Below are 14815 nucleotides of genomic sequence, written 5' to 3' on the forward strand. Positions count from 1 at the left end.
GAAAAGAGTCTTTTTGGTTTATATCCAAAAAGACTCTTTTTTGTTTTATGAAGCTTTGAATTATAAAGGGGTATACTAAGATAAGGAAGAGTTGGGAGTCGTTAAAATCGATCTTTCAGGACGATATTTACAACCATTTCCAACTCTTCCAAGCGTAGAAGAAGATATACTTGACATTAAAAATGGCCTTTTGATACTATTGCAATAATATCTACCGGCAAGTATGAAAATGAGGGAGGATTTAGTTCCGTGTGGGAAAATAAGTTTGCTAAAGAAGGTTTAACATTCGATGATGTTTTATTGGTGCCGCGAAAGTCGGAGGTTTTTGGTAAGGAAATCGATATTTCAACGCAGTTGACGGATAATATTAAATTAAACATTCCTTTGCTAAGCTCTGCAATGGATACTGTTACGGAATCGGCTTTGGCTATCTCAATCGCTAGAGAAGGGGGTATAGGGATTATTCATAAGAATATGCCTATCGCCCAACAAGCTGAAGAGGTTGATCGCGTTAAGCGTTCAGAGAGCGGTGTAATAACAAATCCATTCTCACTTACTGCTGAACATCACGTATATGATGCAGAAGAGCTGATGGCTAAATACCGTATTTCAGGTGTACCGATTTGTGATGAGAATAAAAAGCTAGTAGGTATACTGACAAATAGGGATCTTCGTTTTGTTCATGATTATTCCATCAAGATCAAGGATGTCATGACACGTGAAAATCTAGTTACAGCTCCTGTAGGAACGACGTTACAGCAAGCAGAAGGCATTTTGCAAAAGCATAAGATTGAAAAGCTTCCTATTGTTGACGAGCATAACACGCTGAAGGGTCTCATAACGATTAAGGATATTGAGAAAGCTATTCAGTTCCCTAACTCGGCAAAGGACAAGCAGGGTCGTTTAGCAGTAGGTGCTGCGGTGGGTGTTTCCAAGGATGTAATGGAGCGTGCAGCTGCTTTGGTTGAAGCAGGAATTGATATGATTGTTGTGGACTCTGCGCACGGTCATCATATTAATATTCTGAAGACGGTGAAGAAGCTTCGTGAACAGTACCCTGATCTTCCGATCTGTGCGGGTAACGTTGCTACTGGTGATGGAACGAGAGATCTAATCGAAGCAGGCGCGTCGATGGTTAAGGTTGGCATTGGTCCAGGTTCAATCTGCACAACTCGTATTATTGCGGGTATCGGTGTACCGCAAATTACAGCTATCTACGACTGTGCGTCGGTTGCCAAGCAATATAATGTTCCGATTATCGCAGATGGCGGGATTAAGTACTCTGGGGACGTTACAAAGGCTATTGCAGCTGGAGCAAGTGCAGTTATGATCGGAAGTTTGTTTGCTGGAACAGATGAAAGCCCAGGTGATTCAGAAATTTACCAAGGTAGGAAGTTTAAAGTTTACCGCGGTATGGGTTCTCTTGGTGCCATGAAGGAAGGCAGTAAAGACCGCTATTTCCAAGAAAATGAAAGCAAGCTGGTTCCAGAAGGTATTGAAGGACGCGTTGCTTATAAAGGGCCATTGGCTGATACCGTATATCAATTGATCGGCGGTTTGCGTTCGGGTATGGGCTATTGTGGGGCAAGTACTATTCCCGAGCTTATCAACGAAACCTCTTTTATCCGTATAACCGGAGCAGGACTACGTGAGAGCCATCCGCATGATGTTCAAATTACGAAGGAAGCTCCAAACTATTCTTTGTAAGCTAGAGGGAATGTTTTATAAAATAAGAAGAGAAACGGGGCCTGATTGGGCTGCCGTTTCTTTTTTTGAACATGCCTCTAGTGCTATGGTACAATAGTAAATACGCGTTTATATCATTTTACTAGGAGGAGTGAGAGCTTTGTTGCTGTCTGTAAGGCGTATATCTGTCCTAATTACTGTCGCAATGCTAATTCAATTATGTACGTTCGTGATTCAACCTAAGAGTGCTATGGCGGCAGATACGCCCGATTTAAAGCTGGATGTGAAATCTGCCATTTTGATAGAGGCCAGTACCGGGCAAGTTTTGTTTGAAAAAGATGCGGATACAGCATTACCTCCAGCAAGTATGGCTAAGATGATGACAGAATATTTGGTTATGGAGGCCGTAAAGAGTGGCAAAATCAAGTGGGATGACATGGTGACAACGAGCCAGTACGCTGCGGATGTCATCGGTTCTGGTGGGCTACTAGCGTATAAAGAACAGGCTTCGGTAAAAGACTTGTTTGCAGCAATGTCCATCTATTCGGCGAATGATGCTTCAGTCGCACTTGCAGAAAAGATAGGGGATACGGAAGAAAACTTTGCCAAGCTGATGAATGAGAAGGCTAAGCAATTAGGACTGTCAGATCAGGCGCATTTTATTAATGCAACGGGGTTATCAAGGGCTGACCTAGGCAAATATGCTCCTAAGGAGCTTCAAGGGGAAACTCTTCTTACCGCAAAAGATGCTGCTCTGATAGCTTATAATATCATCAAAGATCATAAAGAAATTCTTGAATACACGAAAATTACATCCAAGAAGTTCCGAGAGAAAGATAAAGCACCTATGATCAACTGGAACTGGATGTTAGAAGGAAATAAGGATAATGTTAACTTTAAGAAGTACGCATATCCAGGATTGGATGGCCTAAAGACAGGATCTACGGATGATGCAGGCTATTGCTTTACTGGTACGGCTGAACGGGATGGAATTCGCTTAATTAGTGTGGTTATGGGGACGAAGAAAGAGCCTCAGCGTTTTGAAGAAACGAGAAAAGTGCTCGATTATGGCTTTAATAATTTTGAAATGAAACAAGTGCTCACTGCCAAGTTAGAAATAGATTCCTTGAAGGTAGTAAATATTAAGAAGGGCGTTGCTACTCAAGTTCCAGTAGTGACACAAACAGGTGTTACATTCGTTGCGAAAAAAGGTGCCACACCAGATCAATTCGTAGTAACGGCTTCACCGGCTGATGAGAGTAAGCTTGTAGCCCCTATAGCTAAAGGCGATGTGCTGGGAACCGTTAAGGTGACATATGCTGGTACAGAAAAAACGGCTAATTTAATAGCTGTAGACGATGTTGAAAAGGGAAGCTGGTTCAGGTTGTTCTTCCGAGCTATTGGCAACTTTTTTGTAGATATGATCTCGGGAACAAAGAAATAAGAAACCCTGCAAAGCGGTTGTGTATTTAAAGGTAATCCTGTAAAATAATTGTTTAGTAGTTTGTGGATTAAGAAATTTATTGATATATGTTTGGAGGAGTAGGAAAATGGAAACTGGAACATCGCGTGTTAAAAAAGGTATGGCCGAAATGCAAAAAGGTGGCGTCATCATGGACGTCATGAACGCAGAGCAAGCAAAGATTGCAGAAGCAGCAGGAGCTTCCGCTGTTATGGCTTTAGAGCGCGTACCTTCTGATATCCGTGCAGCAGGCGGGGTAGCTCGTATGGCTGATCCTACGGTTATGGAAGAGGTAATGAAAGTTGTAACAGTTCCTGTTATGGCTAAAGCTCGGATTGGGCATTTTGTTGAAGCAAAAATTCTTGAATCTATGGGCGTCGATTATATAGATGAGAGTGAAGTGCTAACACCTGCAGATGAAGTGTTTCATATTTATAAAAAAGATTTCACGGTTCCTTTTGTATGCGGAGCAAGAGATCTGGGCGAAGCATTGCGCAGAATCGGCGAAGGCGCATCGATGATCCGTACCAAGGGTGAGCCAGGAACGGGTAACATTGTTGAAGCTGTGCGTCATATGCGTACAATGGTGGGTCAAATTAAAAGAGTACAAGCTATGTCGAGAGACGAGCTGATGGCAGAAGCCAAAAACCTGGGAGCTCCTTATGAGCTGCTGCTGCAAGTTCACGAAACGGGTAAATTACCTGTAGTTAACTTTGCTGCTGGTGGGGTTTCAACTCCAGCTGATGCTGCTTTGATGATGCATTTGGGTTCGGATGGCGTATTCGTAGGATCCGGTATTTTCAAATCGGAAAACCCTGAGAAATTTGCCAAAGCAATAGTAGAAGCGACAACGCACTACACAGATTATGCCTTGATTGCGGAGATTTCCAAAAACTTGGGAGCACCGATGAAGGGTATCGAAATCTCCAAGCTTGATGCTACACAGCGCATGCAGGATCGCGGCTGGTAATTATCAGCTGAGAGGATGGAGCAGCTATGAAAATAGGGGTTTTAGCTTTGCAAGGGGCTGTAGCCGAGCATATCGGGCTTATTAATAAGGCAGGCGGCGAAGGTGTTGTTGTTAAAAGAACGGAGCAGCTAGCTGAAGTTGAGGGCATCATTATACCCGGAGGAGAAAGCACCACCATCGGGAAGCTGATGCGTACCTACAACTTCATAACGGAGCTGCAGTCGTTCTCGCAGCAAGGGAAGCCGATCTTCGGTACCTGCGCCGGTCTTATTGTGATTGCCAAGGATATCGCAGGACAGCCGGAGGCCCATCTTGGGTTGATGGATATCAAGGTAGCCCGTAATGCGTTCGGTCGTCAGCGGGAAAGCTTTGAAACAGATTTGGCTATTAAGGGAATTGCTGACGATGTTCGAGCGGTATTTATTCGAGCGCCATTGATCGAGGAAGTAGGCACAGGCGTCGATGTTTTAGCAACATACCGTGATCAAATAGTAGCGGCGCGTCAAGGACACTTGCTCGCTGCTTCGTTCCATCCGGAACTGACTGATGATGAACGGATGCATGCATATTTTCTGGACATGGTACGTGAAACGAGGTAGGAGGGGTCTCCTTGTTGGATGTAAAGTTATTGCGTAGTGACATAGGACGCGTGGAGCAGGGAATGAAAAACCGTGGCAAAACGCTGGAAGATATAAGTCGCTTCACTAGCCTTGATACGAAGCGAAGAGAGCTTCTTCAAGAAGTGGAGCAATTGAAAAACCGCCGGAACGTCGTTTCTCAGGAAGTTGCCGCTTTGAAAAAAGCGAAGCAAGATGCTGAAGCGCTGATTGAGGAAATGAAAGGCGTTGGCGATCGGATCAAGGAGCTGGACGACGAAATTCGTGTTCTGGAAACCGATCTGAACGGTATTATAATGGCTTTGCCTAATGTCCCTAATGATAGTGTACCTGTTGGCCGTTCAGAAGAGGATAACATTGAAATTCGCCGTGTAGGCGAACCCGCTGTATTCTCTTTTGAGCCTAAGGCACATTTTGATATTGGACATGATCTCGGTATTCTTGATTTTGAGGCTGCCGGGAAGGTAACGGGCTCACGGTTTGTTTTCTATAAAGGGTTGGGTGCGCGTCTGGAAAGGGCTTTAATTAGCTTTATGATGGATTTGCACAGCGATAAGCATGGTTATGAAGAAATGCTGCCACCTTATATCGTCAACCGCGACAGCTTAACCGGTACAGGACAGCTTCCGAAGTTTGAAGAAGATGTGTTTAAAATAGCGGATAGCGATTTATTTTTGATACCTACAGCAGAGGTTCCAGTAACGAATTATTACCGGGATGATATTTTGACGCTGGAAGAGCTTCCGAAGTACTTCGTTGCTTTCAGTGCCTGCTTCCGTTCTGAGGCTGGTTCTGCAGGCAGAGATACCCGTGGCTTGATTCGCCAGCATCAGTTCAATAAGATTGAGCTGGTGAAGCTGACAGCGCCTGAGAAGTCGTACGAGGAGCTGGAGAAGCTTACAGCGGATGCTGAGAAGGTATTGCAGCTGTTGAAGCTGCCGTACCGTGTGCTTACGTTGTGTACTGGGGATATCGGGTTTTCTTCTGCTAAAACATATGACTTGGAAGTATGGCTGCCTAACAGCAATACGTACCGAGAAATTTCTTCATGCAGTAACTTTGAAGATTTCCAAGCGCGCCGCGCAAACATTCGCTTCCGTCGCGATGCCAAGGCGAAGCCAGAATTCGTTCACACCCTGAATGGCTCCGGATTAGCGCTTGGTCGTACGGTGGCTGCTATATTGGAAAATTATCAGCAGGAAGACGGCAGCGTTCTGATTCCTGAGGTGCTGCAACCGTACATGAACCATGCAACCAAGATCTCTAAAAAATAGAACTTGATATTTGATGTACAAGTATGATACAATGCTTTTTGTCACCTGGAGAGGTGGTCGAGTGGTTTAAGGCAGCGGTCTTGAAAACCGCCGAGGTCGTAAGGTCTCCGTGGGTTCGAATCCCACCCTCTCCGCCATTTATTTTTTAAGTGGTCACTCTTGTGAGATGATAAAGTATAACACTACATAAATTAAACCAAAAGCTGTGGAATCCATGTAAACGTGGGTTGTGCGGCTTTTTTTCTCGTTATTAGGATGACTCCAGCGGTATTTATCCATGTTCCTTTTTTTACTGTTGCTTGTTGGGTATAAAGTCGTTTAGGGTTCCGCACCTTATAGAAGTGGAGGTGTTGATAAAATGGCAAAGACCGATAGCTTGACAATCGATCAGCAGCAGCTTGTTGAAGCGTGGCAAAGAACGATTCCAACGGTGCTTAATGCATCCGACAAGGCTGAGATTAAGGCGGATGCAGCCGATCCTAAGACCCTTTGGGTGCATATTGTTACAGAAGGGCGTAATGGGTACAGTTTTGATTTTAAGTGCACGTACGTAGATTCTAGAGAGGTTAAAGTGGAATTTGTCGATGTAGAGGTTGAAGGACGGAATGCGGATGAGCGAACAACAGTAATCCAAACGTTAATCGATGACTATGTACGGCATATTCATGAGTGTGCGCAGCAGCTGCATGCTCTGACATCTAACTAGCGGAGGGCATAATGACAAAGAACAAAAGTGATGTAGATAAAAACCTACAAAATGTAGTTAAGGATTTTGATAAGCAAGTAGTTAACAGTCATCAGGCTCAGCAAGTCCAGCAGCAAACGAATGACCACCGACATCAGGACGCGCTAAATCACGATAAGCCGATAGGTGGCTCTGTTCTAACAGATAAAGATTAATAGACAGAAAGGAGCACTCGATTATGCCAAAAGATATTCCTCAACCTGTGAATCAACCAAGCGGTAAACAGAATCAGGATGAACATAACCAGGTTACAGAACCGCTTTCGGGGTCTAAGAAGGTCAAGCAACAGAATCATTCCCGCCACAATAACGGTGAAGGATAGACAAGCGAAGTATGAACAACAGAAAGAGCCCTTTCGAGGGTTCTTTGTTCGTTGAAATGAATGTAATTTTCAGGGATTCCTAAAAGGCGTTTACTACGAAGATTTCGAGATTATAAGTTTTTCGAGGTCAGGAAATGAAAACATTCCATCATCATGGAGTGTGCCAGTTCTTCATCATCAGCATAGCTGTATAGCATTCCGCCTTGAGCTAGTTCCTCGCAAACATCATCCAATTCGGAGCAGATCGTGATAGATAGTTCATTATATATGATGTAGAACCTACCATTTTTAAGCAACCCTTCGGACACCCCTTTCCATAGTTTCCTCATTCTACCATGAAGTATAAAAAAAGAGAACCGACGAATCGGCTCATCTTTTATTTAATATGACTTCAAATGTTTATAAGTATGAGTATCAAGAGATGAAATAAAACGGGTCAGTTCGCCTGTATAGAAGATATGCAGTCGGTGCATGGCTCGGGTACAAGCTGTATAGAACAGCTTGCGTTCGCTCTCTTGATCATATTGATTATGTGAAGCATCCCATAAGAGTACGGCGTCAAATTCTAGACCCTTGGCCAAATAAGCAGGCATAATCAGAATACCTTTTTCAAAAGAATGATCGTTCTTGGTAATTAGTGATACAGGGATCGAAGGATACAGCCGCTCATAAGCTAGAAAGCTCTCCTCCGCTGTTTTGGTAAGAATAGCAATGGATTGTATTCCTTCTGCTTGTAAGGCATTCAAATCGGCAATCACGCTTGCTGTGAGGCTATTTAGATCATCGGCTCTGTGGACTAACGGTTTTTCACCATTGCGATTGAAAGGTTCAATAGCTTCACCGTTCGGCAGCATAGCTTTAGTGAACTCCACGATTTCACGGGTAGATCTGTAGCTGCGTATCAGGCGAATGATATTCGTTTGTCCAGCGCCGAACAGTTCGATAACATGGTTGTATCCGTGTTGATTGCCTGTTGTACCTTGATTATTTTGTTCAACGGGTCCGCTGCTGTCTGTGCTTGTATAGATGGCTTGATTCATATCACCCAACAAAGTCATTTTGCTGCGGGGGAATAACCTTTTCATAAAGGTGAATTGAAAGGCCGAGTAGTCCTGCGCCTCATCAATGATGACGTGACGAACTGTGTTGTACGATTGAAACCCTTCTATTAGTTCATTCAAATAGAGTAAGGGAGTGGCATCCTCAAAAGCGAGCTGTTGGTTGTCGAGTTGCGTAAGGGTTTGAAGGCATATAGCATCCCAATCTTCAGGTAGTGCAGTGGCTTCTATGGACTCCAGAAGGCAGCGGCTGTGCTCTTGGAACAGCTGTTTGTAGAGTGCGTGAATATTAATGAATTTCAGCTTTTTTATTTTATGGCGGAGCGGTTGGAAGTTCTGGTTAACGACATATCTGCTTAACAGAAATGCTTCCTGTTTTGCATCATAGAACAGCTGTTCTTGATCTGTGTTACGCTCCTCCATTGTGCTGAAAGCCTTTTGATACTCGTCTTTGTCGAGCAGCTCCATGGCTTCTTTCACCCACGGTTCGGTTCGTTCGGCTTTGGCCAAAGTTTTGAGCTCCTTAAGCAGCCAGTCTTTCATTAGTTGTACCCGGTTGCTCAGCTTAATGGACGGATCTATATGGTAAAAAAAGTCGCTCAATTGCTGTTGGGAAATCAATACTTTACCGCGAAACCTAAGATCCTTGAAGATCATATTCGCTTGCTCCAAATGATGCGCATAGCCGTCCATAATGCGAATAAAAGCATGTGAGGACTTGAACCGGATACTGCTTTGACGAATGAAATAAGAAGGATCGTTTCCGGCTGTTAGCCTATACTCCATCTGAGTATATTGATCTTCGACATTATAGCGGCTGCCTAAACGGAATTGTAGATACTGTTGGTAGGTCGTTTGCTGCATATTGGTTTCCCCTAGTTCGGGGAGTACCGTAGAAATATAGCTGTTAAATAAATCATTTGGAGAGAAAAGCACCATATTATCAGCATTGAGCGTATTTCGGTGCTTGTACATAAGGTAGGCAACTCGCTGCAGGGCAACTGAGGTTTTACCGCTCCCGGCTGCACCTTGAACGATTAGAACCTGATGCCGGTCATCCCTAATGATCTGGTTTTGCTCTTTTTGAATGGTGGCGACTATGCTTTTCATCCGATCATCGGCGCTTTGTCCAAGCATCGTTTGCAGGATCTCATCGCCAATAGTGATGCCTGTATCAAACATGGCCTTCATCTCGCCTTGACGAATGACGTACTGCCGTTTCAGCTCAACAGTTCCGTCGATTTGTCCGGTGGGCGTTTTATAAGAAGCGGGTCCTGGCGGATAATCATAAAATAAGTTGGAAATGGGCGCACGCCAGTCATAAATCCAATACTGTTGCGTAGCATCGTCAAAGAATGATGAGGTTCCTATGTAAATGCTCTCCGTATCCGGGTAGCCGCTTTCTGTAAAGTCTATTCGGCCAAAATAGGGAGTATCATGTAAACGAAGCAGTTGTTTTAACGTATCCTCGGCATGAAGCAGATCTCTCTCTTGGTTGACCATAACCATAGATTGCTGGTTAATGCTTGTATAGGTCTCCATGATTTCATCCGGATTATTCATATTAACGGTAATATCGGCCCAAAAATCACGGTTGGTATCGATAGCGGTTTCTAATCGTTGTTCAGCGAGCTGCCCGACTTCATTGACACGGGTTTTGATCAATAGAGCTACGCGGCGGAGCCGCTGCTCTTCTTCGTTCCATGCGGGGTCATGCATTGTCATGCCTATATCAGCCTCCTTCAACACAGAGTGTACAGTTGTGGAAAATGTATGCGTACAGTCTGAAGCTAATGTAACATATAGTCACTTTTTCATGCAATTGCGTAAGCTAGTATAGATAGGCAGCACAGATAGTATTTACATTAGGAGGCTCAGCCATGATAATTTTAAAGTCAGCGCAAGAAATCGCAAAGATGCGGGAAGCAGGAAGAATTCTCGCTCTATGCCATCAGGAAATAGGCAAACGAATCGGACCGGGCGTTACAACTTTAGAGATCAATGACTTTGCAGAGCAGTTTATTACACGGCACGGCGCTCAGCAGGTAACTAAAGGGTATAAGGGATTTCCATTTGCGACCTGCGCATCGGTTAACGATGTGATCGCTCATGGCTTCCCGAACGATACACCGCTGGAGAATGGCGACATCGCCAAAATAGATATCGTGTGCAGCTATAACGGATGGATGGCGGATTCTGCTTGGACTTATATGATTGGAACGGTTTCCCCTGAGGCAAAGATGTTGGTCAAAGTGACAAAGGAATGCTTGGAGCTTGGTATTGCGCAAGCAGTTGTCGGCCAACGAATTGGTGATGTGATGCATGTAGTTCAGAAGCATGCGGAGGATGCGGGATACTCGGTTGTTCGAGATTTGGTTGGACATGGAATTGGTCAATCTATGCATGAGGCTCCTACCTTCGAGCACATCGGAAAGCCGGGGAAGGGCTTCAAGCTGAGAGAGGGCATGGTCATTACAATAGAACCGATGATTAATGCGGGGGACTATGAGATGTTCATTGATTCAGACGGCTGGACAGCGCGGACCTGGGACGGAAGCTTGTCTGCTCAATTTGAGCATACCGTGGCCATAACAAAGGACGGCCCTCAAATTTTGACCTCGGTGTGAAGCGTATTGCAGAAAGCTTAAATGGAAGACTAAGCGGCGAAATATGAGCGAGGTTGGTTTCCGTTACGTACATTTGTTAGCAAAGAGATGGAGGGGAGCTCTTAGAATAGGGCTCTTTTTATTTGTAATAAATGAAATATTTGGCGCAGCTCAAAGGTCGAGTAGGGTGATATTTACTTAGTATCTTTTTTTATTGGGTCCATATACCTATACATAAATGCAAACTTGGCACCGAAATTATCAAGGGGTTAATTTGACTTTGCGGGAAATATTCACAGTAAAAATTAACACCAAAAAATACATATAAAGATATAGATATTCGGAGGCTGTGAAGATGAAACTGACACTGTTCAAAAAACTTTTATTTAGCTTTGTTGTTGTTTTACTGCTGTTGTCTACCATAAGTATTACGGCGATAACGAACATGGGTACTATGGGGAAAAAATCAAAGCAAACGACTGAAATGGGTTTAACGAATGTTATGCTGCTTGGAAATTTAAATCATAATCTTATTGAGCTTGACGATCTGATGCTTCGCATTCTATTGAAGCTTGAGGATCAAGGTGCACAGGAAGGGTTGGGTATGGAGGCCGAAACCCAGACGGATAAAGCAAACCGCCTTTTCAGAGATATTGAAGGAAAAGTAAATAAGCTTGATGGAATCGCCATAACTGAAAAGGATGCTTCCTTGATCAAGTTCTTTAAACAAAACTGGGCAGCATATGCTGAGAAGTTTCCAACGATCTTGAAGGGTGTAGAAAAACGCGGACCTGAAGGGATGGATCTTATTCGCCAGGGAAATACCTTTTTAAGCAGCTGCAGCGCAATTATCGGTATACTTAGTGAAAATAACCAGGGATATGCCAATGGGTGGGCAGCTGAGCTCACTGCCTCGTATGAGTCTGGCGTTGCTTGGGTTATAGGTTTAAGCTTACTTGCTATAGCGGCTGGCCTTGCCGTATCGTACTTAATTGCAAAGCACGTATCTAAACCGATACAAGAGATGAGTGGTATTGCAAAGCGTGTGTCTTCAGGGGATTTATCCGTTACCAATTCCATTCTATCTCGTCAGGATGAGATTGGAGAGCTCAATGAGGCTTTCGGACAAATGACCGACCATATGCGTCAAATGATTCTAAAAATTAACGAGCATGCTCAGCTAGTGGCCGCTTCGGCGGACCAGCTTAATACTAGTTCGGATGAAATGCAGGTCTCCTCACGCCAAATTGCGGAAACGGTTAAAGATGTGGCTGACGGTGCAAATAGACAAACTGTAAGTATGGAAGAGACATCACGTTCTATGGAGGAAGTTGGCGCAGGAATTGGAAGACTTGCTGAGAATGCCGCGTCTATTTCTGAAACGGTGGAGTCATCCAGGCAGCAAGCTGAGAATGGCGGCAACTCTATTCAGATTACCGTGCAGCAGATGAGCTCCATAAGTGAATCCGTTCACCAAACGGATCTTGTTATCAAGCTGCTCGACCATAAATCGCAGCAGATAGGCAGTATCCTGCAAGCCATTCAAGATATCGCCCAGCAAACCAATCTGCTCGCCTTGAATGCAGCGATAGAGGCCGCAAGAGCCCATGAGCATGGAGCGGGATTCGCTGTAGTTGCAGCAGAAGTACGCAAGCTAGCGGAGCAATCCAGCAGCTCATCAGGAGAAATAGCTCAGCTGCTGAATGAAATTCAAGCGAGTATTCACCAATCCGGCGAATCCATGAGCAGGGTTAAGGAAGAAGTTCAAACGGGAATTGAAATGGTTCGTGAGACAGAGCTTAACTTCGACAATATCATACAGTCGACAACCGAAATTGCTTCTCAGATTCAGGAAATGGCTGCTACTTCGGAAGAAATGTCCGCTGGCGCGCAGCAAATTACAGCAGCTGTTCAACATGTTACGGCGATTGCTCATAAATCATCTTCGGCATCTCAGAATGTAGCATTGACCGCAAGCAACCAGCTGAAAACGACGGGTGAGGTCCAATCCTCCGTAAAATCCCTCTCTGAGATGACAGAAGAGTTGCATCGTCTTCTATCGCAGTTCAAGGTTTCGTAGAAAAGAAAAGAGGGTAACAAGATAGCCAACAGGCATGCATACAGTTCAATAAGACTGTAATGTTTGCCTGTTTTTTTAGAAATGAAATTATTAAATTTAGATAAAATCAGAAAAGAGGGTTGAATTAATTATGTAAGCGCTTTATAATTATTTTTGAAACGGTTCAAACCATTGAAAAGGTTCTAATATCTATTATTGTGCATTTAGACTATTGTAGAATTTTTTCTACAAAAACCCCAAATGACACTTATATGTTATTGTTATGATAATTTAATTGACATTAATGTTGCGTGAAATTATACTAAAGTTAATTAATTTTGATTAAAAATTGAACCGGTTCAAATCCCATACAACCATTTTTTCTTATGAAAAGATGAATTTCACTTGAATGTAGTAGTTTTATAAGAAACTCAGTACTATTGGTTAAAAAATTGTCACTACATAAATACAGCACTTTGATGATTTGTGTTATGTTATATAACATATGTATTGAGAGGATGTAAAAATATTTTTTTGAATTAAATTTGAACCGGTTCAAATTATTATTTAAGGAGGTGGTTGCAGAATTTTCATGATTACGGAAGTCAACCAAGTGAATGCTTATGGAAATTTTCTACCAAATTCATTTTCAGGGGGAATCAACTAATGAAATCAAACCGTTTATTGACAACCGCACTGACAAGCGCTCTTTCGCTATCCATGGTTTTGACAGGCTGTTCTAGTGAAAGCGGAAAATCGACAGAGGGCGCGAAGGCACCAGCAGGGGAAAAATCGACTAAGCCTGTGGAAATTTCCATCTGGGGCGGCTGGCCGGAGCTGGATCCATGGTTCCAAAAAATGGCCGATGAGTTCAAGAAAACTAATCCGAATGTAACGGTATCGATTTCTTCATTCCCGCTTCGCGACTACGAGAAGAAGGTTGCAGCAGCACTTCCTTCAAAAAGTGGAGCAGATATCCTTCCCTTAAATCCGAATCTGGCACTTCGCTATATTCAAGGCAATATGCTGCAAGCAACTCCTGAGGATTTAGTCAAACAAGTGAATTCCGGTATTCATCAAAAATTGGTTGTCGATAACACGAAAGTGAAGGATAAGACCTATGGCGTACCTGCTCTGATGGGGGCGGGAGCTATTTACTATAACAAAGACATGCTGAAAGAAGCCGGGCTTACCGCGCCTCCAACTGCAGATCAACTGCTGGAGTATGCACAGAAATTGGCCAAAAGGGATGCCTCCGGTAATCTGGAGCGTGCGGGAATGAGTCTTCGGTTAAGTGGAGGTGGCAGCGGGGTCGGAGAAAAATTCTGGAATCTGCTTGCACAAAGGGGCGGCAGCATTATCAAAGAAGCTTCTCCCGGAAAATATAAAGCGGATTACAACACGGACGCGGGGCTTCAAACATTAAAAATGTATGTAGATATGGTGCATAAGTACAAAACGGATGATCCCAAGGTTAAGCATGATACTGAGGCGTTTCAAACTAAGCTTGCAGCATTTTATGTCCGGGAATCAAACGTCATCATCGATACTAAGAAAAAGGCTCCTGATTTAAACTATGATGCGGCACCACTGAAGGCTAATGTTGTAAGTATAGTCAATTTCTATGTATCTAGCGCGCAAAAAGAAAAGGCTGAAGCAGCATGGAATTTCATCCGCTTCATAACAAAGCCGGAGAATCATGCACAAATGATTGCAATGACTGGGTGGTTGCCTGCACGTGATGACTTGGATCTGAGCAATCTATATAAAGATTACCCGCAGTATAAGGCATTCTTCACTAAGCAAGATTTACAGGCATACCCACCGGTTGCTGAATTCGATGAAATCCTAACCAAGTTTGCCGACCGTTTAGCTACAAAGGGCTTCACTGACGCATCTTTTGTTGACAATCCTGAAAAGATGAAGGCCTTTCTGGATGAAGCAGCAAAAGAAACGAACGATATTCTGAAAAAAGCCGGAGTATTAGCGGAATAGCCAGTAAAAGCGAGTCTAATT

12 protein-coding genes and 1 tRNA gene are annotated in these 14815 nt (G+C 43.7%); 12 read left to right on the forward strand and 1 reads right to left on the reverse strand.

Going from position 1 to position 14815, the window contains the following annotated elements; translation table 11 throughout:
• Positions 1–249: 249 nt before the first annotated feature.
• The 9 genes from guaB to GC093_RS17535 all read left to right on the forward strand — a co-directional run bounded on the left by guaB (position 250) and on the right by GC093_RS17535 (position 7076).
• The gene (guaB, locus tag GC093_RS17495) at positions 250–1707 is read left to right on the forward strand and encodes an IMP dehydrogenase (RefSeq protein ID WP_171653190.1); all 1458 of its coding nucleotides are present in this window, start codon (positions 250–252) and stop codon (positions 1705–1707) included.
• Positions 1708–1846: 139 nt separating this feature from the next.
• Complete coding sequence (locus GC093_RS17500; protein ID WP_246314706.1) at positions 1847–3130, forward strand: D-alanyl-D-alanine carboxypeptidase family protein; 1284 nt, start codon at positions 1847–1849, stop codon at positions 3128–3130.
• 106 nt (positions 3131–3236) lie between these two features.
• The gene (gene pdxS / locus GC093_RS17505) at positions 3237–4118 is read left to right on the forward strand and encodes a pyridoxal 5'-phosphate synthase lyase subunit PdxS (protein ID WP_171653191.1); all 882 of its coding nucleotides are present in this window, start codon (positions 3237–3239) and stop codon (positions 4116–4118) included.
• Between the two features lie 26 nt (positions 4119–4144).
• Complete coding sequence (gene pdxT / locus GC093_RS17510; protein WP_171653192.1) at positions 4145–4717, forward strand: pyridoxal 5'-phosphate synthase glutaminase subunit PdxT; 573 nt, start codon at positions 4145–4147, stop codon at positions 4715–4717.
• A gap of 11 nt (positions 4718–4728) precedes the next feature.
• Positions 4729–6009, forward strand: a complete 1281-nt coding sequence (gene serS / locus GC093_RS17515; RefSeq protein ID WP_171653193.1) for a serine--tRNA ligase — start codon at positions 4729–4731, stop codon at positions 6007–6009.
• A gap of 47 nt (positions 6010–6056) precedes the next feature.
• Positions 6057–6146 (forward strand) — tRNA-Ser (locus GC093_RS17520).
• Positions 6147–6367: 221 nt separating this feature from the next.
• Complete coding sequence (locus tag GC093_RS17525) at positions 6368–6715, forward strand: hypothetical protein (RefSeq protein ID WP_171653194.1); 348 nt, start codon at positions 6368–6370, stop codon at positions 6713–6715.
• Positions 6716–6726: 11 nt separating this feature from the next.
• Positions 6727–6909 (forward strand): hypothetical protein, encoded by a 183-nt coding sequence (locus GC093_RS17530; RefSeq protein WP_171653195.1) that lies wholly within the window; start codon positions 6727–6729, stop codon positions 6907–6909.
• 23 nt (positions 6910–6932) lie between these two features.
• Positions 6933–7076, forward strand: a complete 144-nt coding sequence (locus GC093_RS17535; RefSeq protein WP_171653196.1) for a small acid-soluble spore protein P — start codon at positions 6933–6935, stop codon at positions 7074–7076.
• 380 nt (positions 7077–7456) lie between these two features.
• Here the strand turns inward: GC093_RS17535 and helD are convergent, their stop codons facing one another.
• A complete protein-coding gene (helD, locus tag GC093_RS17540; protein ID WP_171653197.1) occupies positions 7457–9859 on the reverse strand; it encodes an RNA polymerase recycling motor HelD in 2403 nt (800 codons plus the stop codon).
• A gap of 155 nt (positions 9860–10014) precedes the next feature.
• On the opposite strand from helD, the gene map reads away from it, so the two are divergent.
• From map to GC093_RS17555, 3 genes are all read left to right on the forward strand, one after another.
• Positions 10015–10761: a type I methionyl aminopeptidase gene (gene map, locus GC093_RS17545; protein ID WP_171653198.1), complete on the forward strand. Its 747-nt coding sequence runs from the start codon at positions 10015–10017 to the stop codon at positions 10759–10761.
• 334 nt (positions 10762–11095) lie between these two features.
• Positions 11096–12820 (forward strand): methyl-accepting chemotaxis protein, encoded by a 1725-nt coding sequence (locus GC093_RS17550; protein ID WP_171653199.1) that lies wholly within the window; start codon positions 11096–11098, stop codon positions 12818–12820.
• A gap of 645 nt (positions 12821–13465) precedes the next feature.
• Complete coding sequence (locus GC093_RS17555) at positions 13466–14794, forward strand: extracellular solute-binding protein (protein ID WP_171653200.1); 1329 nt, start codon at positions 13466–13468, stop codon at positions 14792–14794.
• Positions 14795–14815: the final 21 nt, after the last annotated feature.

This window comes from Paenibacillus foliorum, assembly GCF_013141765.1.
In the GTDB taxonomy this organism is placed as follows: domain Bacteria; phylum Bacillota; class Bacilli; order Paenibacillales; family NBRC-103111; genus Paenibacillus_S; species Paenibacillus_S foliorum.

Bases quoted from the DNA above. Each gene is read 5' to 3' on its own strand.
- pdxS (WP_171653191.1), top strand. From the start codon at position 3,237: ATGGAAACTGGAACATCGCGTGTTAAAAAAGGTATGGCCGAAATGCAA.
- pdxT (WP_171653192.1), top strand. From the start codon at position 4,145: ATGAAAATAGGGGTTTTAGCTTTGCAAGGGGCTGTAGCCGAGCATATC.
- GC093_RS17525 (WP_171653194.1), top strand. From the start codon at position 6,368: ATGGCAAAGACCGATAGCTTGACAATCGATCAGCAGCAGCTTGTTGAA.
- GC093_RS17530 (WP_171653195.1), top strand. From the start codon at position 6,727: ATGACAAAGAACAAAAGTGATGTAGATAAAAACCTACAAAATGTAGTT.
- GC093_RS17535 (WP_171653196.1), top strand. From the start codon at position 6,933: ATGCCAAAAGATATTCCTCAACCTGTGAATCAACCAAGCGGTAAACAG.
- helD (WP_171653197.1), bottom strand. From the start codon at position 9,859: ATGACAATGCATGACCCCGCATGGAACGAAGAAGAGCAGCGGCTCCGC.
- map (WP_171653198.1), top strand. From the start codon at position 10,015: ATGATAATTTTAAAGTCAGCGCAAGAAATCGCAAAGATGCGGGAAGCA.
- GC093_RS17550 (WP_171653199.1), top strand. From the start codon at position 11,096: ATGAAACTGACACTGTTCAAAAAACTTTTATTTAGCTTTGTTGTTGTT.
- GC093_RS17555 (WP_171653200.1), top strand. From the start codon at position 13,466: ATGAAATCAAACCGTTTATTGACAACCGCACTGACAAGCGCTCTTTCG.